The following is a 23378-nucleotide window of genomic DNA, read 5'->3' as shown; positions in this document are numbered from 1 at the left end:
CCTTTTTGCGCCTCTTTTTTCGAATCGTGAAAGCGTTTCCGCCGCGGACGGCACGGGGCGTCGACTGTCACTAAAAATTCACTTAATTCCGTATGAATAATGCCGATATGCCGACGGTCGAATGCTCCGGTCGTTTGTCATGTCCCAACGCTCGTCTTCCCCAACCGTAGCGCCGCGTATCGAAGACCTGATTGCGCAGCGCGACCTGTCTGCCGTCTTCCAGCCCATCGTCGATTTCGACGACGGCGCCATTCTCGGCTATGAGGGTCTGATTCGCGGACCGGTCGGCACGCCGCTCGAAACGCCGTATGCGCTGTTCGCCCGAGCTGAAGCCGAAGGCAGCGTGATCGCGCTGGAGCGCGCGGCCGCGCGGACCTGCATCGAGGCGTTCGCGCAGCTCGCGTACGAGGGCAAGCTGTTCCTGAATTTCAGCGCGGGCGCGATCCGCCAGTTGGCCGACGACCGCGACAGCACGTTCGTGATGTTGCGCGATATGGGCGTCGAGGCCGAGCGCATCGTGATCGAGTTGACCGAGCAGAGCGCGATCCCCGACGTCGCCAGCTTTCTGCCCGCGATCTCCGTGTTGCGCATGGCGGGCGCGCAGTTCGCGCTGGACGACTACGGCACGGCGAACGCGAGCATGAACCTGTGGGTGCGCCTGCAGCCGGACGTCGTGAAGATCGACCGCTTTTTCATCCACGACATTGCAAGCGATCCGCTGAAGTTCGAGGCCGTCAAGGCGATGCAGCATTTCGCCGCGGCGAGCGGCGCGCGGCTCGTGGCCGAGGGCATCGAAAAGGAAGCAGATCTGATCGTCGTGCGCGACATGGGCATCGGCTGCGGGCAGGGCTATTTCTTCGGCAAGCCGCACGCGCGCCCGCCGCGCGCCGTCGCCGACGACGCCCGTGAAGCGCTGCGCGCCGGGCACATCGCCGTGTTCCCCGAAGCGACGCGCGCGGTCAGCGCATCGCCTTCGGGCGGCATGGCGTCCGCGAAAATGATCGTGCACGCACCCGCGCTGCCGCGCCACGCGACGAACAACGACGTCCTCGAGCTCTTCAACCGGCTGCCGAACCTGCATGCCGTCGCCGTCGTCGAGCAGAACGAACCTGTCGCGCTGATCAACCGACGCGCGTTCATGGACCGCTACGCGCTGCCGTATCACCGCGAGCTGTTCGGCAAGCGGCCATGCATGCTGTTCGCGAACGCGTCGCCTGTCGTGATCGAAAAGTCGATGACGGTCGAGGACATGGCGAAGCTGCTCGCCAGCGACGACCAGCGCTACCTCGCGGACGGCTTCGTGATCACCGATCAGGGCCGCTACGTCGGGCTCGGCACGGGCGAAAGCCTCGTGCGCGCAGTGACGGAAGTGCGCATCGAGGCGGCCCGCTACGCCAATCCGCTCACCTTCCTGCCGGGCAACATCCCGATCAGCTCGCACATCACGCGCCTGCTCGGCAACGACTCGGGCTTTTACGCGTGCTACGTGGACCTGAATCACTTCAAGCCTTTCAACGACCAGTACGGCTACTGGCAAGGCGACGAAGTGCTGAAGTTCGCCGCGCACGTGCTCGCGGAGGTCTGCGATCCGACGCGCGACTTTCTCGGGCATGTTGGCGGCGACGACTTCCTGATCCTGTTCCAGAGCGACGACTGGCGCGAACGCGCGCAACGCGCGATCCACGTCTTCAACGAAGGCGCGCAACGCTTCTACGCGCCGACGGACCGGCTCGCGGGCGGCATCCATGGCGAAGACCGCCGCGGCAATCCGACGTTCTTCGGCTTCGTGACGATGGCGATCGGCTGCGTGCACGTCGAGCCGCAGACAGGCAAACAGCTTCATGGCAGCGAGGACATCGCCTCGGTCGCGGCGCTCGCCAAACGCCGCGCGAAGAGCGAGGCGTCCGGCCTCGTGCTGATCGGATTCGAGGAAAGCCAGGCGCTGCTGCGAGGTCGGACGACGGCCACCGTCGACTGAGCTTCGAAGCCGGCTCATTATTCGCGTCAAAGCGTCGCCGCTGCAGCAACTTGCGCCCGATGCGACGGGCGCTATTGGATCGGCATCCAGCCGCCGACATTCTTCTGTCATCGCGAGCAGTCACCTTCGAGCAAGGTGTCGGCTGCCCGTGCCCCATTCCCTGATTCATCCCGCATCGAGCCACTTGCAAGCTCGGTCCATCGCACGCCCGCCGGCGTCGGAATATCCGGCAGGCCACGCCAATCAGCGATTCGACAGATCGTTTAGTGAATTTTACTAAACAAATATTTAGCCGCCAGTAGGCCTACCTACGGGTATCTACGCGTATCTAAAGCCGGCCAGCAGGGGTTTGCGCGCAGCGTTTTACTATACAATCACCCGAACCTGAACTTCGCTGCGGCGCGTCTGCGTGCGGCCGCTTCTCTCGATGGCTACAACGATCCGCGACGTCGCCCGCGCAGCCAGCGTGTCGATCGGCACGGTCTCACGAGCGCTGAAAAATCAGCCCGGTCTGTCGGAAACGACGCGCGAGCGCATCGTCGAAACGGCGCGCCGGCTCGGCTACGACTCCGCGCAACTGCGCCCGCGCATTCGCCGGCTCACGTTCCTGCTGCATCGGCATCACAACAACTTCGCGGTCAGCCCGTTCTTCTCGCATGTGCTGCACGGCGTCGAGGACGCTTGTCGCGAGCGCGGCATCGTCCCGTCCGTGCTGACGGCAGGTCCAACAGAGGATGTCGTCCAGCAGATGCGCCTGCACGCGCCCGATGCGATTGCCGTCGCGGGCTTCGTCGAGCCGGAAACGCTCGCGACGCTCGCCGCGATGCAGCGCCCGCTCGTGCTGATCGACCTCTGGGCGCCGAATCTGCGCTCGGTGAATCTCGACAACCAGGCGGGCGCGGCGCTCGCGATGCAGCATCTGTTCGCGCAGAAGCGCACGCGCGTCGCGTTCATCGGCGGCTCGCTCGCGCACTACAGCATCGCGCAGCGCGCGCTCGGCTACCGGCGCGCGTTCTTCGAAGCGGGACTGCTGTTCGATCCGTCGCTCGAAGTGACGATCGACGCGGGCCTCGACCCCGACGCAGGCGCCGCGCTCGCGATGGAGCAGTTGCTCGACCGCCCCGGCCCGCGCCCCGACGCCGTCTTCGCGTACAACGACCTTGCCGCGCTCGCCGCGCTGCGCGTGTGTCTCGCGCGCGGCGTGCGCGTGCCGGAAGACATCGCGATCGTCGGCTTCGACGACATTCCCGCCGCCGCGCACGCGCGTCCGCCGCTCACGACGATCGCCGTCGACAAGGAAGCGCTCGGCCGACGCGGCGTCGAACTCCTGCTCGAAGACGCGCCCGCCGCGCTCGATATCCGCGTACCCGTCCAACTCGTTGTCCGTGCCAGCACTTCGGTGAATACGCCATGAAACAACCCGACACGACTCTCTCGAACGACAACGCCAACCACCAGGCGCCGCCCGTCGCGAGCTTCCGCGACAGCACTTTCCTGCTGTCGCATATCGAAGACACGCTGCGCTTCTACGCGCCGAACGTGCTCGACCCGAGCGGCGGCTTCTTCCACTTTTTCCGCGACGACGGCACGATCTACAACCGCGCGACGCGCCATCTGGTCAGCAGTTGCCGCTACGTCTTCAACTATGCGATGGCGTACCGGCAGTTCGGCGATCCGCAACATCTGGAATACGCGCAGCACGGCCTGAAGTTCCTGCGCGACGGCCACTGGGACCCGCATCACCAGGGCTACGACTGGGAGATCGACTGGCGCGACGGCCACAGGCGCACGCTCGACGCGACGCGCCACTGCTACGGCCTCGCGTTCGTGCTGCTCGCGTATGCGCACGCGGCGATGGCGGGCATCGAAGAGGCGAAGCCGATGATCGCCGCGACGTTCGAGCTGATGGAGCACCGCTTCTGGGACGCGGCGACGGGTCTCTACGCCGACGAAGCCACGGCCGACTGGCGCGTGAGTACCTATCGCGGCCAGAACGCGAACATGCACACGACGGAAGCGCTGCTCGCCGCCTACGAAGCGACCGGCCATCTCGTGTACCTCGACCGCGCCGAGCGCGTCGCGACCAATATCACGCTGCGCCAGGCGAAGCTCTCGCAAGGGCTCGTGTGGGAGCACTTTCACGCGGACTGGTCGGTGGACTGGCACTACAACGAGGAAGACAGCTCGAACATCTTCCGCCCATGGGGTTTCCAGCCCGGCCATCAGACGGAGTGGGCGAAGCTGCTGCTGATTCTCGAACGTCATCGTCCGCTGCCGTGGCTGCTGCCGCGCGCGATCGAACTGTTCGACGCCGCGATGACGCACGCGTGGGATCACGATCACGGCGGCCTCTACTACGGCTTCGGCCCGGACCGCACGGTCTGCGATCACGACAAGTACTTCTGGGTGCAGGCCGAAACGTTCGCGACGGCGGCGCTGCTCGGCAAGCGCACGGGCAACGAGCGCTTCTGGGACTGGTACGACGAGATCTGGCGTTATAGCTGGACGCACTTCGTCGATCATCGCTATGGCGCGTGGTATCGCATCCTCACGTGCGACAACCGCAAGTACAGCGACGAAAAGAGCCCAGCCGGCAAAACCGACTATCACACGATGGGCGCATGCTACGAAGTGCTGCAACACGCGTTGCAGTCCGCGTTGCAGCCCTCGGGCAAGTCCGAATAACCCTGTACGGTGAGCATCATGAGCGCAAGCCCCGAATTTCCCGACTTCGTATCCGCCGGCGACATCCTCACCGATCTCGTGCGCACGGGCCCTTCAACGTGGCTGTCGGTGCCGGGCGGCGCGGGCTGGAACGTCGCGCGCGCCGTCGCGCGGCTCGGCCTGCCGACGGCGTGCGCCGGATCGCTCGGCGTCGACAACTTCTCCGACGATCTGTGGAACGCCAGCGTAGCCGCCGGTCTCGACATGCGCTTCATGCAACGCGTCGAGCGCGCGCCGCTGCTCGCGATCGTGCATCAGACGCATCCGCCCGCGTACTTCTTCATGGGCGACAACAGCGCGGACCTCGCGTTCGATCCGTCGAAGCTGCCGGAAGGCTGGATGTCGCATGTGAAGTGGGCGCACTTCGGCTGCATCAGCCTCGTGCGCCAGCCGATCGGCGCGACGCTCGCGAAGCTCGCGGCCGAACTACGCGCGCGCGGCGTGAAGATCAGCTTCGATCCGAACTACCGCAACCTGATGGCGCACGGCTACGAGCCGACGCTGCGCCACATGGCGTCGCTCGCCGATCTGATCAAGGTGTCGGACGAAGACCTGCGCCTGCTGTTCAAGACCGACGACGAAGCGTCCGCTCTCGCGCAACTGCGCGCGATGAACCCGAAGGCGATCGTGCTCGTCACGCGCGGCTCGGAGAAGGCGACGCTGATCGACGGCGAGCGCATCGTCGAAGCGCAGCCGCCGCGCGTGGCTGTCGCCGATACCGTCGGCGCGGGCGACGCGTCGATCGGCGGGCTGCTGTTCAGCCTGATGACGGCGCCGCAACGCAAGTGGGAAGAGCATCTGGCGTTCTCGCTCGCGGCGGGCGCGGCGGCCTGCCGTCACTCGGGCGCGCATTCGCCTACGCTCGACGAAGTGGTATCGCTGCTGGAGGATTGATCCGGAAGAAGTTGCCGCAACAACGCGTCGGAACGCGCGCCGAAGCTGCAACTTCACCCGTCTGAGCAACGGCGCTCGACGGCGCGAGATAGCCGCAAGCGCGCCGCGAAGCACCGACATGTGAGCGTCGAAATCGCGTGCTACGATGGAATCTCCCCCTTGCAGGAGATGCATCATGGAGGACGTCACCTACACCAAAGGTCTCTACACGGCGACGGCGACGACCCGCCCATTGGACGGCGGGAAGTATCAGGGCGTGGTTTCGCTCTCGCGCGACGAAGGCGATGAGACAGAGGACACGGTCTACGAAGTCGAAGCCACCTCGGCAACGGCCGACGAAGCGCTCGAAGAAGCGAAGGCACTGGCCCACAGAATCCTCGGCGAGATCGAACTTTAAGCATCGGGCTCGTGCGCCGGGTTGTATGCACCGGGTTGTATGCATCGAGGCAGACGTGGCGCGTCCGCCGCGCGCCGCGCCGATGGCCCTCTTCGACTTGAACAGGCGGAGGCGATCATGGCAGAACCGCTCTTTCTTTACGGCGTGTATGCGATACACGTACGTCCGCTCGAACTTCAAGGCGCGCGCTGGGACGCGGAGTATGAAATCCGGCATCGCGATCATCCCGTGCAGCGCTGGACCACGGTAGGTGGCGACTCGGGCTTTGCAACCGAGGCGGAAGCGATCGAGACGGCACATCAGCAAGCCGTCGCCGATATCGAACACGGCGCGGGCGTGCCGAAGCCGCGGACGTTTCCCTGACACGACGCGCGTCTGTCGCCGGCCGGCGCGGTCCGCACAAACCGCGCATCACGGCGATCGATCCGGCGGTTATCTGCTTGCGCCCGTCCCGGCGCACGCAATTCTTCTCTGACGCGCCTACGCACCGGGCCTGGCAGCACGGCTCGACGCGACGCGAGGCTGCGCCCGCGTGACGGCGACGCTACCGTGTATCGAACGGATTCACGCGCTACACTACGCGCGGCAGCGGGTGCCGCACGCGCGCGCCGTGACGCTGCAGAACACCCACGTCAGCAGAACAAGAATGAGCGCGACCCCGCCCGATTCCAAAGATCACCCGCAACACAAAGGCCGAATCCTCGACCGGAAGATTCGCATGCGCTCGCATGTTGTCGTCGCGCACGGTCTGCCGCTGCGCGTGTGGCAGGACCTCTACCACCGCGCACTGACGATCAGCTGGCCCGTCTTCTTCGTGTCGCTCGCCGTCCTGTTCCTGCTGCTGAACTCATTCTTCGGATCACTGTACGAACTCGGCAACGCGTCGATTGCCAATCAGAATCCCAAAGGTTTCACGGGCGCGTTCTTCTTCAGCGTCGAAACGCTCGCGACGGTCGGCTATGGCGACATGCATCCGCAGACGCTATACGCGCATCTCATTGCGACGCTCGAAATCTTCGTCGGCATGTCGGGCATCGCGCTCGCCACCGGTCTGATCTTTGCGCGCTTCTCGCGCCCGCGCGCCAAGATCATGTTCTCGCGTTACGCGATCGTGCGCCCCATCGACGGACGCACTACGCTGATGGTGCGCACGGCGAACGCGAGACAGAACGTGATCGTCGAGGCTCGCGCGCGGCTGCGGCTGATGCGCGTCGAGCGCTCGTCGGAAGGCTACGTGCTGCGCCGGATCTACGATCTCGGTCTCGTGCGCGACCAGCAGCCGATGTTCTACCTCGGCTGGAACCTGATGCACGTGATCGATGAAGCGAGCCCGCTGTATGGCGAAACGCCGGAGAGCCTCGCCGAACAGGATGCGTCGCTGCTGATCACGATAGAAGGCTCCGACGAAAACACCGCGCAGACGATGCAGGCGCGCTTCTCGTGGCCCAGCGACGACATCCGCTGGCAGCACCGTTTCGTCGATCTGATCCGCGAAGAGAACGGCGTGAGCCATATCGACTACACACATTTCGACGATGTCGTGCCGCTCGCGGCACACGAGATCCAGCAGCAGCCGACGGGCTGACGGACTGACGGTCCCGCGCGAACCGCGCGGTCCGTGCGGCTCGATCAGCGCACGGAATTCAATGATGCAGCTTCAGCGCGTCGATTTCCCGCTGCTCGACGGCCATCGCCCGCGCGTGCGCGTCGCGCGCCATTGCCCGCTCGACGTACTCGCCGATGCGTCCCGACGCTTCGAGCAGCTTCGCGACGAACGCGATCTGCAACGTGCTGGCCAGCAGCAGATCGGCGGCCGTAAAGCGCTCGCCGAGCAGCCATTCGCCTTCGTCCAGCGCCGTGTCGATCGCCAGTTTCACGCGCTCCAGATTGCCCCAGCCGAAGCTGAACGAATTGCCCGATGCGCCCGTCAGCTTTTCGGCCATCGCCGGTTCGAGGCAGCCCGGCGTGAAGAAAAGCCATTGCAACAGACGCCCGCGCAGCGGATCGCCGATGGGCGCGCCGAGCTTCGACTCCGGAAAGCGATCGGCGAGATACAGCAGCACCGCGCCCGATTCAGCGACCTGCACGCCGTCGTCGTCGAGCGCGGGCAGCTTGCACATCGGGTTGACGTGATGGAAATCGGTCGTGTCCTGCTCGCCTGCGCGAAGGTTCACGCGCGCCAGTTCATACGGTGCGCCGATCTCCTCGAGCATCCACAGCGCGCGGAAAGCCCGCGTCTTCGGCCAGTAATACAGTTTCATCGCCCCTCCCTATGCCTTCGGTGCACATCGGTCGGCATAGCGTAACCCATCGGCGGGCTGAGCGAACCTCGTCCGAATGGCCAGGTGTCCCTGTAAAAACGGCCGCGCCAGCCCCGCGCAAGTCATCGAAAAAAGCCGCTTTTGCCGAAGCGGTGGATCTATCTCAAAACCTGGCGGAATGCCAGGAATCCTCTCGGGAGAAATTGATCAACCGCAAAAAGTAGCAAGAATTCTCTCTAATTGACGCGAAAGAATGGAGTCTCTTTCGCCGCGACGGCAACGAGCACGCAATAAGCACGATTTGTCGGCGGCGAAACGCATAACAGCAACGGAGACTCCACGATGACCGCTCGTCTGCCCATCGACGGCACCCCGGCACTCGCCGACTACCGCCTTTCGGACAACCTCACCGCCACGCGTGGCCGCATCTTTCTGACGGGCACGCAGGCGCTCGTGCGCCTCGCGCTGATGCAGCGCCAGCTCGACAAGGCACGCAGCCTGAACACGGCCGGCTTCATCAGCGGCTATCGGGGCTCGCCGCTCGGCATGGTCGATCAGCAGTTGTGGAAGGCGAAGAAACTGCTCGACGCGAACGACGTGCGCTTTCTGCCCGCGATCAACGAAGAACTCGGCGGCACGGCCGTGCTCGGCACGCAGCGCGTCGAGGCGGACCCGGAGCGCACCGTCGATGGCGTGTATGCGATGTGGTACGGCAAGGGCCCGGGCGTCGACCGCGCCGGCGATGCGCTCAAGCACGGCAACGCGTACGGCTCGTCGCAGCACGGCGGCGTGCTGGTCGTGGCGGGCGACGATCACGGCTGCGTGTCGTCGTCGATGCCGCATCAGAGCGACTTCGCGATGATCGCGTGGCATATGCCCGTCGTGAATCCGTCGAACGTCGCGGACATGCTCGAATTCGGCCTGTACGGCTGGGCGCTGTCGCGCTACTCGGGCGCGTGGGTCGGCTTCAAGGCGATTTCGGAGACGGTCGAATCGGGCTCGACGGTCGATCTCGACGCGCTGCAGACGCAATGGGCGACGCCCGAAGGCTTTCGTGCGCCCGCAGGCGGCCTGCACAACCGCTGGCCCGATCTGCCGAGCCTCACGATCGAACAGCGTCTGCACGCGAAGCTCGACGCCGTGCGCCACTTCGCGCGCGTCAACAGCATCGACAAATGGATCGCGCCGAGCCCGCACGCGAACATCGGCATCGTGACGTGCGGCAAGGCGCATCTCGATCTGATGGAAGCGCTGCGCCGGCTCGATCTCACCGTCGCCGATCTGGAGAAGGCGGGCGTGCGCATCTACAAGGTGGGCCTGTCGTTCCCGCTCGAAATGACGCGTATCGACGCGTTCGTTTCCGGGCTTTCCGAAGTGCTCGTGATCGAGGAAAAGGGCCCTGTCGTCGAGCAGCAGATCAAGGACTATCTGTATAACCGCACGCAAGGCGCGCGGCCTGTGATCGTCGGCAAGCACGCGGAAGACGGCTCGATGCTGCTGTCGTCGCTCGGCGAATTGCGTCCATCGCGCATCCTGCCCGTGTTCGCGAACTGGCTCGCGAAGCACAAGCCCGCACTCGATCGCCGCGAGCGCGTCGTCGATCTCGTCGCGCCGCAAATCCTGTCGAATGCCGCCGATGCCGTGAAGCGCACGCCGTATTTCTGCTCGGGCTGCCCGCACAACACATCGACGAAAGTGCCGGAAGGATCGATTGCGCAGGCGGGCATCGGCTGTCACTTCATGGCCTCGTGGATGGAGCGCGACACGACGGGGCTGATCCAGATGGGCGGCGAAGGCGTCGACTGGGCCGCGCATTCGATGTTCACGAAGACGCGCCACGTGTTCCAGAATCTCGGCGACGGCACGTACTTCCACTCGGGCATTCTCGCGATTCGCCAGGCCGTCGCGGCCAAGGCGACGATCACCTACAAGATCCTCTATAACGACGCCGTCGCGATGACGGGCGGCCAGCCCGTCGACGGCAGCATCTCCGTCCCGCAGATCGCGCGCCAGGTGGAAGCGGAAGGCGTGTCGCATTTCGTCGTGGTCAGCGACGAGCCGGAGAAATACGACGGCCATCATGGCCTTTTCCCGAAGGGCACGACGTTCCATCACCGCAGCGAACTCGACAAGGTGCAGCGCGAGTTGCGCGACATCGACGGCGTGACGGTGCTGATCTACGACCAGACGTGCGCCGCCGAAAAGCGCCGCCGCCGCAAGAAAGGCGAGTTTCCCGATCCGGACAAGCGCCTTTTCATCAACGAGGAAGTGTGCGAAGGCTGCGGCGATTGCGGCGTGCAGTCGAACTGCCTGTCGGTCGAGCCCGTCGAAACGCCGCTTGGACGCAAGCGCCGCATCGATCAGTCGTCGTGCAACAAGGACTATTCGTGCGTGAACGGCTTTTGCCCGAGCTTCGTGACGATCGAAGGCGGCAAGCTGAAAAAGGCCGCGGGCGTCGCGTTCGATGCGGCCGCGCTGGCCACGCGCGTCGATGCATTGCCGCTGCCCGCGACGCATCTCGATGCCGCGCCCTACGACATTCTGGTGACGGGCGTCGGCGGCACAGGTGTCGTGACGGTCGGCGCGTTGATCAGCATGGCCGCGCATCTGGAGGGCAAGAGCGCATCGGTGCTCGACTTCATGGGCTTCGCGCAGAAAGGCGGCTCGGTGCTGTCGTTCGTGCGCTTTGCCGCGCGCGACGAGTGGCTCAACCAGGTGCGCATCGACACGCAACAAGCCGACGTGCTGCTCGCCTGCGACATGGTGGTCGGCGCGAGCGCCGATGCGTTGCAGACCGTGCGTCATGGCCGCACGCGCATCGTCGTGAATACGCACGCCATTCCGAACGCGTCGTTCGTGCAGAACCCGGATGCGAATCTGCATGCGGATGCGCTGCTCGACAAGATGCGTCACGCAGCGGGCGAAGAGCGCATGTCGTCGTGCGATGCGCAGTCGCTCGCGACGCGCTTCCTCGGCGACACGATCGGCGCGAACATCCTGATGCTCGGCTTCGCGTGGCAGCTCGGGCTCGTGCCTGTTTCGTTCGCCGCGATGATGCGCGCGATCGAACTGAACAACGTCGCCGTGCAGATGAATCAGCTTGCGTTCTCGATTGGCCGCATGGCCGCCGCCGATCCCGCCGGACTCGAAGCGCTGTGGTCGCAGCGTCATGCCGTACAGCAGCCGGCCGCATCGCTGGAAAAGCTCGATGCGCTCGATGCGTTGATCGCGGATCGCGAAGCGCGGCTGCTCGCCTATGGCGGCGCGGCTTACGTGAAGCGTTATCGCGCGCTAGTCGATGCGGCGCGTCAGGCGGAGCGCAAGCTCGACGGCACGCAGGCAGAACGCTTGAGTCGCGCCGTCGCGACGACGTTCTATCGGCTGCTCGCCGTGAAGGACGAATACGAAGTCGCGCGCCTGCACAGCGATCCCGCTTTCCGCGCGGCATTGGAAGCGCAGTTCGAAGGCGTCGCGGGCAAGGACTTCGGCGTGAAGTTCAATCTCGCGCCGCCGACGATCTCACGCGCACGACACGGCGCGAAGCCGCAGAAGAAGACGTTCGGCCAATGGATGTGGCCCGTGTTCGGCGTGATGTCGAAGTGGCGCGGCCTGCGCGGCACGATGCTCGATCCGTTTGGACGCACCGTCGAACGGCGGATGGAACGCGAGCTTTCCACCGACTACGAAGCGACGATGCAGCGCGCGTTCGCAATGCTCAACAACGTCACCGCCGACGATATCGTCAAGCTCGCGGATCTGCATGCCCGCGTGCGCGGCTATGGTCACGTGAAGCTGGCGAATCTCGCGGCGGTGAAACGCAGCGAGCGTGAACTGGCCGCGCGCCTGCACATCGAGGCGGCCACGGGCGCGGCCGTCAACGCAGCGCTCGACGAAGCGAAGGGCGCGGGAACGTTGCGTGGCATCCCCGTGGTTGTCGCGAAGTGATGTGATGGTCTAACGCGTGTGCCGTTGTTGAGCGCGGCACACGCTAATGGCACGAATCACAGGCCGTCCAGCAACGTCCTCACGCGCAGCACTTTTTCTTCGTCGACGGGCGCGAGACCTTTGCCGTCGATACGCACGCCCGAGCCGAAGTGAACGGCTGTCACTTGCGTCGCGCACACGAAGTCCGCGACGCGATCGACGTTCAAGCCCGCACCCGCCAGTACGGTGCAATGCGTCCGCTCGGCGCGCCGCACGAGCGAGCCGATCTCCGTCGCAGCATCGAGCACGGAAGGCTTGCCGCCCGACGTCAGCACGTTCGTGACGGCATCGAAGCCGAGCAGCACGTCGAGCGCTTCGTGCAGATCGCGCGCTTCGTCGAATGCGCGATGAAACGTGATGGGCATGCCATCGGCGGCTTCCACGACTCGCGCCAAACCATCGCGGTCCACTTCGCGCGACGCCGTCATCATCCCGATCACGACGGCGTTCGCGCCCGCCGACTTCGCCGCGCGCACGTCACGCAGCATCACGGCGAAATCGCCGGCATCGTAGACGAACGAACGGCTATGCGGTCGCACGATCACGTTCACGGGAATCGGCACGGCCGCCACCACGGCCTCGATCAAACCGAGGCTCGGCGTCAGCCCGCCCTCGCCCATCGCGGTGACGAGTTCGAGACGATCCGCGCCGCCGCGCGCAGCGGCTTTCGCGTCGGCGAGCGTCGTCGCGATCACTTCGAGCAGCACACGTTCGCTGGCCATATCAAAGAGTCATGTCATGATGAAAGCGACATGATCTCAGAAGAGCGGCTCCTCGAACCAGTCGATGTCGCCGCACAGCACGCAGGTACGGTTGCCGATCTGCGTCGCCACCGACAGCGTCACGCACGGCACCGCCTCGTTGATCGACAGATAAGGCCGCGTCACGTGAACGCGTTCTGGCGCGTTGATCGCCGTGCGGAAATACGGACGGCGCAACCAGTTCGCGCCCTGCGCATCGGATAGCGGCAGAAAGCGCGTTTCGTGCGTCGCGCGATCCGCGCGCAGCACCACATTGCGCCCGGCTTGCCGGCCTTTGTCGTCGAGCAGATAGCAGCGCGCCGCGTGATCGAGCGCGAGAAAATTCCAGCACACTTCATCGAGCGGTTCGCCGGCGGCGAGCCGTTCCGCCGCGCGCTCGAATGCGCGAATGTGCGGCGCGAGCCGCGACGCGTTGCGCCGCTCGCGCTCCTCCGCTTGCGCCTGGCAACGCTCGGTCAGCTCGCCGATGCATGCCGCCGCATGCACCGCGTCGGCGAGCCCCGGATGCGGGCGCGCGAAGTAAAAGCCCTGCACGAAATCGACGTTGCAGGCGAGCGCCATATGCGCTTCGTGCTCAGTCTCGACGCCCTCGATCAGCACCAGCTTGCCCGCCTCGTGCAGCAGCGCGACGAGCCCAGGAAGGATTGATGCCATGTCCGCACGATGCGCGGCATGCGACAGCATGATGCGATCGAGCTTCACGATATCGGGATTCAGTTGCCAGATGCGCTCGATGTTCGAATGGCCCGCGCCGAAATCGTCGAGCGCGATCAGGAAGCCGCGCTCGCGAAACTGGCGCACGGCATCGGCGAGCCGCTCGATGTCCTGCGCGCTCTGCTCGAGCACTTCGAGCACGATGCGTCGCGGCGACAGGTTCAGCCGTCGCAGATTCGCAAGCAGCGCCGCCGAGTGATACGAGTCGATCAGCACGCCCGGATGAACGTTGAGAAAGAGCCACTCGCGCTCGGCGCCGAGCACCTTGAAGTTCTCGAGATGCAGCGACTGCGCGAGCCGGTCGACATGCAGCACATCGCCGACGCGCGCCGCCTCGCCGAATACGTCGACGGGCGACACCGCGCGATCGAATGGGTCGTGCGCGCGTAGCAGGCCCTCGTAGCCCACGGCACGCATATGCGAGAGGCTGAATATCGGCTGAAAGACGCTCGTGAGCGTCAGGTCGCCGTGTTGCACCGAATAGCGCTGCATGCCCGAGGTCACGCTGAGCTCGAATCCGTGCGGCACCGCTGTTCTTTCCTGTTGCGCAATGGTCATGCAGTCCTCTCACGCAAGGGTCCGGTGCGCGCTTCGCGAATGCGAAAGCGCGGCGGCCGTCCTCAAAATGTGCGTCATCGGCTCCTGATAAGCAAGCTCCATGCGCACGGTGGCGCACGCATCATCGAAAGCCGCATCGGGCGCTGCACCGCGCGCAATGCGCATGCGTCGTGCGAGGGCGTGCGATGCACCGTCGCGGTGCGCAAGGCTTTCGGTCATCTTGCGACGTTCGCGGCAGGAATTCATACGATCGGGCTAAACTTCGGCTGGTCGATGCGCTGGACGGCAGCGTGCTGACCTTGCGCTTTATGGCGCGCTTCATGGCGCGAGAAGTGCCGCTGAGAAAGTGCCCGCTACGAAGCGCTGCTGAGAAGTGTCGCCGAAAAGTGCCGCTGAGAAGTGCCGCTGAGAAGTGCCGCTGAGAAGTGCCGCTGAGAAGTGCCGCTGAGAAGTGCCGCTGCCAGGCCTGTTCTGCCGCTCCGACCTATCGCCTCGAAGCTTCACCCCTGCTTCCCTTCCGCCTGTTGTCCACATCCCGCTTCCGATGGATATCGTCTTTACCGTTCTGATACTTCTGCTCGCCGTTGCCGCTTCGGGCGTCGTCGTTCGGCTCGTGCCGTTCAGGCTGCCGTTGCCGCTCGTGCAGATCGCGTTCGGCGCGCTGCTCGCGTGGCCGCGCCTCGGCTTGCATGTGACGTTCGACCCCGAACTTTTCATGATGCTGTTCATTCCGCCGCTGCTGTTCGCGGACGGCTGGCGCATACCCAAGCGCGAGTTCTTCATGCAGCGCCGCGCGATCCTGATGCTCGCGCTCGGCCTCGTGTTCATGACGGTCGTCGCCGTCGGCTATTTCGTTCACGCGATGGTGCCGTCGATGCCGCTGCCAGTCGCCTTCGCGCTCGCCGCCGTGCTCTCGCCGACGGATGCCGTCGCGCTGTCCGGCATCGCGGGCCGCAACCGGCTGCCCGAGCATCTGATGCACATCCTCGAAGGCGAAGCGCTGATGAACGACGCGTCGGGCCTCGTCGCGTTGAAGTTCGCAGTGGCCGCCGCGCTGACGGGCGTGTTCTCGCTGCGCGATGCATCGGTGAGCTTCATCATCATCGCGCTCGGCGGACTCGCGACGGGCGCGGCCGTCAGCTGGCTGTTCAGCTACGCATCGACGCGCATTCTCAATCTCACGGAAGAAGGCGACCCCGCGCCCGGCGTCGTGATGACGCTGCTGATTCCGTTCGCCGCGTATCTGTTCGCCGAGCACTTCGGCTTCTCGGGCATCCTCGCCGCCGTCGCGGCCGGCATGACGATGAACTACTCGACGTTCGCCGCCGCGAGCCCGGCGTCGGCGCGCGTGCGGGCGAGCGTCACGTGGACGATGATCGAGTTCATCTTCAACGGCATGGTCTTCATTCTGCTCGGGCTGCAGCTACCGCATATCATCGGCCGCGCGCTGCTGGATGCGCATGCCGTCGAGAGCGGCTCCGAGCTGCGGCTGATCCTCTACGTGGCGGCTGTTTCAATTGCGCTCTACGCGCTGCGTTTCGTGTGGGTGTGGCTGCTGCGCTGGTTCGCGAGCCGAGGCGCGGCGAAACATGGCGTCGCGAACGCGGTGCCGGGGCTACGCACCGTGGCGATGATGACCATCGCGGGCGTGCGCGGCGCGGTGACGCTCGCGGGCGTGTTGTCGTTGCCCGTCGCGTTGTCGAACGGACAGCCGCTGCCGGGACGCGATCTCGCGATCTTCATCGCGTCGGGTGTGATTCTCGTATCGCTCGTCGTGGGCGTGGCCGGCTTGCCGTTGCTGATGAACGGCGCGCGACGCCGCGCCGATCCGCATGCAGCCGAGGAACGCGCCGCGCGCATTCAGGCCGCGCAGGCGGCGATTCGCGCGATCGACGAGTTGCACGAAACGTTGACGGCGGACCTCGACGAAGCAGCATCGGCCCATGCCGCCGATGTGACGGCGCGCGTGATGGGCATCTACCGCAGGCGCCTCGCGACGCTCGATGACGACATCGGTCCCGCCGACAAAGCCAGGCGCAGCGAAGAACTGGAGTTTCAGATGAAGCTCGCGGCGATGCGCGCCGAGCGCGCGACGCTGCTCGACATGCGCGGCACGCTGCGGATCAACGACGACACGATGAACAAGCTGATGCGTGAAGTGGATCTGTCGGAGACGGCCTTGCTCACGCGCGGGAAAGAGAAGGATTGAGACGGTGCAGATAAAAACGGCGCCTCGTGAGCCAAGAGGCTCCGGGCGCCGGTTCTTTCGTGAGTGACGAAGCGTCAGACGGCCGGCTCCTGCGGACCTTTGCGACGCAGCAGCGCGTACAGAATGATCGCGCCGAACGTCGCCGTGCCGATGCCGCCCAGCGCGAAGCCGCCGAGCTTCAACGAGAAGTCGCCCGCGCCGAGCACGAGCGTCACGGCCGCGACGATCAGGTTGCGGTTGTCGGAGAAGTTGACCTTGTTGACGACCCAGATGCGCGCGCCCGTCACCGCGATCAGCCCGAACACGACGATCGACACGCCGCCCAGCACCGGGCCCGGAATCGTCTGGATCACGGCGCCGAATTTCGGCGAGAAGCCGAGCACCAGCGCGATCACGGCGGCGATCACGAAGACGAGCGTCGAGTAAATCTTCGTGACGGCCATCACGCCGATGTTTTCCGCGTACGTCGTCACGCCCGTGCCGCCCGCGAAGCCCGACACCACAGTCGCGAGACCGTCGCCGATGAACGCGCGGCCGATGTAGCGGTCGAGGTTCTGCCCCGTCATCGCGCTCACGGCCTTGATGTGCCCGAGGTTCTCAGCGACGAGAATCACCGCGACGGGCGCGAGCAGCGTCATCGCCTGGCCGTTGAAGGCGGGCGCCATGAAATGCGGCATGCCGAACCACGACGCGTTCGCGACGATCGAGAAGTCGATCGGCTTGCCCATCCCCATGCCGTTCGTGACGACGGCGTAGATCGCGTAGGCGATCAGCAGGCCGACGAGAATCAGCAGACGCTGCAGCATGCCGTGCGCGAACACGGCCACCGCGCCGACGCACAGCACCGTCACGAGCGCCATGTACGAATCGAACGCGCTGCCGCTCACGCCCTTGACGGCGATCGGCGCGAGATTCAGGCCGATCACCGCGACGATCGAGCCCGTCACGACGGGCGGCATCAGCGTTTCGATCCACGCCGTGCCGATGGCCGACACGATCAGCCCGATGACGATGTAGGCGACGCCGCACGCGATGATCCCGCCGAGCGCAACCGGAATGTTCGGGTTCGGTCCTTGGCCCGTATAGCCCGTAATCGCGATCACGAGACCGATGAACGCGAAGCTCGAACCGAGATAGCTCGGCACGCGGCCGCCGACCAGCACGAAGAACAGCAGCGTGCCGATACCCGACATGAAGATGCACAGATTGGGATCGAAGCCCATCAGCAGCGGCGCGAGCACCGTCGAGCCGAACATCGCGACGACGTGCTGGACGCCCATCGCGAGCATCGACGGGCCGGGCAAACGCTCGTCGGTGTTGACGACGCGCCCTTCGACGCTCTTCGGCTGGACGCGCCAGCGCGGAAAATAGGAATCGGCCATCGCGGGGGCTCTCCTCTATTGGCGTAGATCTTGTGTGGGGTGCGCCGCCGCGTGTGCGGCGCGGTCCAGGATGGGATTCTTGAACTACGCGCGAGTGTACGGAGAGCGCCTGGCGCTGACAAGCCGCGCTAAATGTGCGGGCGCAACGGCGTCGCCGGGTGTTGTATCGAAGCGAAAACGTCGCATTGCCGTCTTAGGATGGCGCGCAGGTGGCCCGTCGCGGTCGCCGCTTTTTTGAGCAATCTAGAAATGTCGGCTCGCACGGAAGCCACGGGCTTCCCATACGCGCCGCCTTCCTGGACGAGAGCTTTGGGAGTTATCTGATAGGAGAACGGATGCCGCCTTCTCTACACTGCAACGGCTGCGTGACCCCGATTGATTGAGTAGCGCTAGCGATGTTGTAACTCTCCGACTTTCCGCTCATGCTCCCCGGCATGGGCGGTTTTTTTTTCGCCTTCAGGTTTTGCATCACCATTGCAGGCCGCATCGCCTGTGTCGAAGCATCCACCTGAGGCAATCACTCGGCGCTCCCGCGCAACGCGTCGATCAGTTCGAGCGGATCGAACGGCTTGCGCAATTGCGCCGCTTCCTGCAATTTCGACTGCTGTTCGATTGACAGCGGCGCGTCCGAGCCCGTGACGAAGACCACGCGCATGTCCGGCTGCCGCTCCCTCGCATCGAGCGCAAGCTCGACACCCGACGCACCCGCCAGCCCCACATCCGTCAACAGCACGTCGAACGTTCCGTCGTTCAGCATCTGCATGGCCTGCTCCGCGTTTTGCGCTTCGGCGACGTCGAGCCCGAACGTGCGCAGCAGTTCCGCCGTGCTGACGCGAACCAGTTCGTCATCCTCGACGAACAGGACTCGCAGATTGCGGATCGCATCGAACGTCTCGTTGTTGCCGCGATCGACCAGCCGCACGGTCTGCGAGTCTTCCGCCTGCAGCGTGACCGCGTCGTCCGGGCGCGCGTACTGCGCGCGCAACGTGTGATGCAGCTTGCGCGCGAGCGCGTCCTTCGAATACGGCTTGCTGAGCAGCGCGACGCCTTCGTCGAGACGCCCCGCGTGTACGATCGCGTTATCCGTGTAGCCCGACGTGAACAGCACCGCGATGCCGGGCTGCCGCTCGCGCACCTTGCGCGCCAGCTCGGTGCTGCGCATCGACCCGGGCATCACGACATCGGTGAAGAGCAGATCGATCGGCACGCCGCTCTCGACGATGGCAAGCGCGCTCTGCGCATCCTTCGCCTTCAGCACGCGATAGCCCAGCGACGCCAGCATCTCGACGACCGTCGTGCGCACGTCCTCGTCGTCCTCGACGATGAGTATCGTTTCGGCGCCGCCTTTCGCCGGACCGGCGTCGATATCCGTTTCGAGGTCTTCTTCGTCGCGCACGCGCGGCAGATAGAGGCGGATCGTCGTGCCGTGCCCAAGCTCGCTATAGATCTTCACGTGCCCGCCCGACTGCTTGACGAACCCATAGACCATGCTAAGACCCAGCCCCGTGCCCTGGCCTTCGGGCTTCGTCGTGAAGAACGGTTCGAACACGTGCTCCTGCACGTCGGCCGACATGCCTGAGCCCGTATCGCTGACGGCGACCATTACGTACTGGCCTACCGTCACTTCGGCGTGGCGCTTCGCGTACGCATCGTCGAGCGACGCGTTGCCCGCTTCGATGGTGAGCTTGCCGTGGCCGTCCATCGCGTCGCGTGCATTGATCGCGAGATTGAGCAGCGCATTTTCGACCTGAAACGGATCGACGAGCGTATTCCACAGGCCGCCCGAAACGATCGTCTCGATCTCGATGCCGTCGCCGAGCGCGCGGCGCAGCATGTCGTCGAGGCCGCGCACGAAGCGCCCGAGGTTCACCACTTTCGGCGCGAGCGGCTGACGCCTGCCGAACGCGAGCAGTTGCGACGCGAGTTTCGCGCCGCGCGCGACGCCTGCGAGCGCATTGCGCACGCGTTGCGCGGGCCGCTCCGAACCGGCAACATCGTCGGCGAGCAGTTGCAGATTGCCGCCGATCACCTGAAGCAGATTGTTGAAGTCGTGCGCGACGCCGCCCGTCAGATTGCCGATCGCTTCCATCTTCTGCGCGACGCGCAACGCCTCTTCCGCATGACGCAGCGCATCCTGCGTTTCGCGATCGCCCGTCACGTCGCGGCCGACGCCGTGAATACGCTTCGTATCGGGATCGAGTGAGAACGTCCACGCGATCCAGCGCCACGTACCGTCTATATGCGTCAGGCGGTTTTCGAAGCGCACGGGCGCGCCCGTGCGCCGCAACTCGTCGAGACACGCATTCACCATCGCGAGATCGTCGCGATGGATCAGCGTGAAGTACGGCTGTTGCGCGAGCCATCGCGCGTCGTGGCCGAGCAGGCGCGTCCACGACGGGCTCACGCGCTGCAACTCGCCGTTGAAGCCCACGACCACCAGCAGCTCCTCGCTGAAGTCCCACAGACGGTCCCGATCCGCGACCGCTTCGGCGACGCGCGCCTCCAGCGTTTCGTTCAGTTCGCGCAGCGCCTCTTCGGCCTTCGTGCGCTCGTCGATTTCGCGTTGCGCGGCCTGATACAGGCGCGCGTTATCGATGGCCGTCGCGGCCTGCGCGGCGATGCCTTCGACGATGCGCTCGGCGCGCGCCGTGAACACGCCCGGCTTCGGATGGCCGAAGAACAGTCCGCCGAGCACCTCGCCCGTGCGCGACAGGACGGGCGCGGCAAGATAGCTGCGTACCTCCAGATGCCCTTCGGGCATCCCGCGATGCGGCGGATTGTGCCCATAACGCGGATCGTTCGTCACGTCGTCGACGCGCACGATGCCTTCGCCCTTGAACGTCGGCGCAAAGATCCCCGTGTTGCGCGGCATCGGAAACTTCGCGAACGTGTCTTTCGGCACGCCCGAGAGCGTGTACAGCATGTAGCTGCCGCCCTTGCCGTCCTGCACGTTATGGAAGAACGCACCGAAGGCCGCGCCCGTGAGTTCCGTCGCCGCATCGACGACGACCTGCACCGCGTGGTTCAGATCGAGTTCAGCCGCAACGGCCATGCCGATACGATTGAGTATCTCGAGCGTGCGCGACTCCTCGCGCAGGCGGTTGCCCGTCTCGCGCCTCAGTTTCGCGAGCTGCAGATTGCCGGCGACGCGCGCGAGCAGTTCGCGCGCCGCGAACGGCTTGGTCAGATAATCGTCGGCGCCCGCTTCGAGGCCGCCCACTTTCGCCTCGTCGCCCGCGCGCGCCGACAGCAGCAGCACGGGTGTCTCGCGCAAGCGGGCATCGGCGCGCAGTTCGCGCAGCAGGCCGAAGCCGTCGAGCTTCGGCATCATCACGTCCGACACGACGAGATCGGGCTGCCACACGCGCGCGGCAACGAGCGCTTCTTCGCCGTCCGCCGCGAGGCACACTTCGTGGCCCGCCGCCGTCAGGATGCGCCGCATGTAGTCGCGCAGATCGGCGTTATCGTCGATGACGAGCAGCTTGCCCGTGATCGCGCCGGCGTGGTCCGCCGCGGCTTGCGTGAAGTCGGCGAGCGCGCTTGTGTCGTCGTTGGCGGCGTCGGGCGCGTCGGGCAGCCAGCGCAACGCCGCATCCGCGTAGCTCTGCGCCTGCACGCTCGTCGCGGCGCGCGCGCCTTCGCTCGACGCGGTGTCCGTCGACGCGACGGGCGGCAGCACCACGGTAAAGCGCGTGCCGATGCCCAGCTTGCTTTCGACGTGTATCGCGCCGTCATGCAGACGCACCAGTTCATGCACGAGCGCAAGCCCGATCCCGCTGCCTTCGACGGAGCGGCCCATCGCCCCTTCGACGCGATGAAACCGCTCGAAGAGCCGCGCAATCTCGTGCTCGGGAATGCCGATGCCTGTATCGGCGACGCTCGCTTCGATGCTGCCGTTCTCGGCCCTTTTCACGCCGACGGTGATCGTGCCTTCGAGCGTGAACTTGAACGCATTTGACAGCAGGTTCAGCACAACCTTTTCCCACATGTCGCGATCGATGGGCACGAGATGCGGCAGCGGCTCGCATTCGACACAAAGCGTCACGCCCGCCGATTCGATCGTCGAGCGGAACAGCGACGCGAGGTCGGCGGTGAAGGCGGCAAGATCGGTCGGCTGCGGATGAAACTCCATGCGCCCCGCCTCGATGCGCGAGAAGTCGAGCAGCGCGTTCACCAGCTTGAGCAGACGCAAGCCGTTGCGATGCGTGACTTCGATCAGCGGCCGGTCGGACGCATTGGCCGCCTGCGGCCTCGCAAGCAGTTCTTCGAGCGGGCCGAGCATCAGCGTGAGCGGCGTGCGGAACTCGTGGCTGATGTTCGAAAAGAAAGCCGTCTTTGCGCGATTGATTTCCGCGAGCGCTTCCGCGCGCCGCCGCTCTTCTTCGTATGCGCCCGCATAGCCGAGTGCCGCGCCGATCTGCCGCGCGACCAGTAGCAGGAACGAGCGGTAGTTGTCGTCGACGAGCCGGTACGGATTGAGCCCGACCACCAGCACGCCGCCGCGTCCCGTTTCGCCCGCTGGCTGCACGGGCAGCACGGCGGCCTGCGCCGTCGGCCGCTGCCATGCGCCCGAGGGCAACGGCGCGGCGAAGCGTTCGGACAGATCCGTGACGATGGCTAGTCGCTGGCTGCGCAGCACGTCGATGAATGGCCATGCGGGATCGCGCGCGGCGTCCATCGAACGCGGCGCGGCGGGATGATCGGCGGCAATGCCGCTCGCGCCGACCAGCGACGCAACCGTGCTGCCCGGCTCGGCCTGATAGAAAAGCGCGAAGGTGATGTCGTAGGGATCGCTTTTCAGCGCGAGCATGCTGTCTTCGCAGACGTCGCGCCACGACAGTGCATCGCGTGTCGCCGCGCCGATCTCGCGCAGCAGCCGCAACTGCCGTTCGCCGAGCACGCGCGCGGTGTCGTCGCTGTTCGCGCAGATGATGCCGCCCGTGCCGCCGCTGTCGTCGGGAATCGGGCTGTACGAAAACGTGTAGTACGTCTCTTCCGGATAGCCGTTGCGCTCCATGATCAGGAGCTTCTGTTCGTCGAACGTGCCTTCCGTGCCTGTGAGCGCCGTTTGCAGCAGCGGACGGATATCGCTCCAGATTTCGCGCCATACGAGCGACGTCGGCTGCCCGAGCGCACCGGGATGCTTGCCGCCGATGATCGACTTGTACGGATCGTTGTAGAAGACGATCAGATCCTGTCCCCAGCCGATCCAGATCGGCTGGCGCGACGTCAGCATGATGCGGATCGCCGTTTTCAGGCTTTGCGGCCATGCTTCGGGCTCGCCGAGCGGCGTCGCGCGCCAGTCGTAGCCGCGCATCAGACTGCCCATCTCTCCGCCGCCCGCGAGAAAGCTCGGCGCCGTGCTGCCCGCGAGCGCCGCATCCGCCTCAGGGCGCGCGCCCGCCATCGTGTTGTCCGGTTTCATCGACGCAGCCTCACCTGTCCCGCCGTATTGCCCGCGCGCATGCATGCTGCCATTGCCCGATGCGCCGTTCGCCCGTGCATGCCGTTGTTGC

The 23378-nt window shown here is 65.4% G+C and carries 14 protein-coding genes; 9 read left to right on the top strand and 5 right to left on the bottom strand.

Annotated features, from left to right (window positions below):
- Positions 1-139 precede the first annotated feature (139 nt).
- The 7 genes from VSR68_RS25235 to VSR68_RS25205 all read left to right on the top strand — a co-directional run bounded on the left by VSR68_RS25235 (position 140) and on the right by VSR68_RS25205 (position 7578).
- A complete protein-coding gene (locus tag VSR68_RS25235) occupies positions 140-1978 on the top strand; it encodes a phosphodiesterase (RefSeq protein ID WP_342942447.1) in 1839 nt (612 codons plus the stop codon).
- A gap of 427 nt (positions 1979-2405) precedes the next feature.
- Positions 2406-3392, top strand: a complete 987-nt coding sequence (locus tag VSR68_RS25230) for a LacI family DNA-binding transcriptional regulator (protein WP_342942446.1) — start codon at positions 2406-2408, stop codon at positions 3390-3392.
- A complete protein-coding gene (locus tag VSR68_RS25225) occupies positions 3389-4663 on the top strand; it encodes an AGE family epimerase/isomerase (protein ID WP_342942445.1) in 1275 nt (424 codons plus the stop codon). The genes VSR68_RS25230 and VSR68_RS25225 overlap by 4 nt, the downstream gene beginning before the upstream one ends.
- 18 nt (positions 4664-4681) lie before the next feature.
- Complete coding sequence (locus VSR68_RS25220; RefSeq protein ID WP_342942444.1) at positions 4682-5596, top strand: carbohydrate kinase; 915 nt, start codon at positions 4682-4684, stop codon at positions 5594-5596.
- Between the two features lie 175 nt (positions 5597-5771).
- Complete coding sequence (locus VSR68_RS25215) at positions 5772-5993, top strand: hypothetical protein (RefSeq protein ID WP_087734270.1); 222 nt, start codon at positions 5772-5774, stop codon at positions 5991-5993.
- Positions 5994-6110: 117 nt separating this feature from the next.
- Positions 6111-6356 carry a hypothetical protein gene (locus VSR68_RS25210; RefSeq protein ID WP_090862994.1) on the top strand — a complete coding sequence of 82 codons (246 nt, stop codon included), beginning with the start codon at positions 6111-6113 and terminating at the stop codon, positions 6354-6356.
- Between the two features lie 283 nt (positions 6357-6639).
- On the top strand, positions 6640-7578 hold the full coding sequence (locus tag VSR68_RS25205) for an ion channel (protein WP_342942443.1): 939 nt from the start codon (positions 6640-6642) through the stop codon (positions 7576-7578).
- 58 nt (positions 7579-7636) lie between these two features.
- On the opposite strand, the gene VSR68_RS25200 is transcribed toward VSR68_RS25205, so the two are convergent.
- The gene (locus VSR68_RS25200) at positions 7637-8254 is read right to left on the bottom strand and encodes a glutathione S-transferase (protein WP_342942442.1); all 618 of its coding nucleotides are present in this window, start codon (positions 8252-8254) and stop codon (positions 7637-7639) included.
- A 342-nt stretch (positions 8255-8596) separates the two neighbouring features.
- Between VSR68_RS25200 and VSR68_RS25195 the strand changes: the two genes are divergently transcribed.
- On the top strand, positions 8597-12199 hold the full coding sequence (locus VSR68_RS25195; RefSeq protein WP_342942441.1) for an indolepyruvate ferredoxin oxidoreductase family protein: 3603 nt from the start codon (positions 8597-8599) through the stop codon (positions 12197-12199).
- A 56-nt stretch (positions 12200-12255) separates the two neighbouring features.
- On the opposite strand, the gene VSR68_RS25190 is transcribed toward VSR68_RS25195, so the two are convergent.
- Both VSR68_RS25190 and VSR68_RS25185 read right to left on the bottom strand, forming a co-directional pair.
- Positions 12256-12960, bottom strand: a complete 705-nt coding sequence (locus VSR68_RS25190) for a copper homeostasis protein CutC (protein ID WP_342942440.1) — start codon at positions 12958-12960, stop codon at positions 12256-12258.
- Between the two features lie 36 nt (positions 12961-12996).
- Positions 12997-14271, bottom strand: coding sequence for an EAL domain-containing protein (locus VSR68_RS25185; protein ID WP_342942439.1), 1275 nt, complete (start codon positions 14269-14271; stop codon positions 12997-12999).
- A 544-nt stretch (positions 14272-14815) separates the two neighbouring features.
- On the opposite strand from VSR68_RS25185, the gene VSR68_RS25180 reads away from it, so the two are divergent.
- Positions 14816-16480 carry a Na+/H+ antiporter gene (locus tag VSR68_RS25180; protein ID WP_342942438.1) on the top strand — a complete coding sequence of 555 codons (1665 nt, stop codon included), beginning with the start codon at positions 14816-14818 and terminating at the stop codon, positions 16478-16480.
- Between the two features lie 74 nt (positions 16481-16554).
- Here the strand turns inward: VSR68_RS25180 and VSR68_RS25175 are convergent, their stop codons facing one another.
- Both VSR68_RS25175 and VSR68_RS25170 read right to left on the bottom strand, forming a co-directional pair.
- Positions 16555-17862, bottom strand: coding sequence for a solute carrier family 23 protein (locus VSR68_RS25175; protein ID WP_342942437.1), 1308 nt, complete (start codon positions 17860-17862; stop codon positions 16555-16557).
- 517 nt (positions 17863-18379) lie between these two features.
- Positions 18380-23287, bottom strand: a complete 4908-nt coding sequence (locus tag VSR68_RS25170) for a response regulator (RefSeq protein WP_342942606.1) — start codon at positions 23285-23287, stop codon at positions 18380-18382.
- Positions 23288-23378 lie beyond the last annotated feature (91 nt).

The sequence above is a fragment of the Paraburkholderia phymatum genome, from assembly GCF_038900715.1.
Classification (GTDB): domain Bacteria; phylum Pseudomonadota; class Gammaproteobacteria; order Burkholderiales; family Burkholderiaceae; genus Paraburkholderia; species Paraburkholderia phymatum_A.
This window is presented reverse-complemented; position numbering and strand designations above follow the sequence as displayed.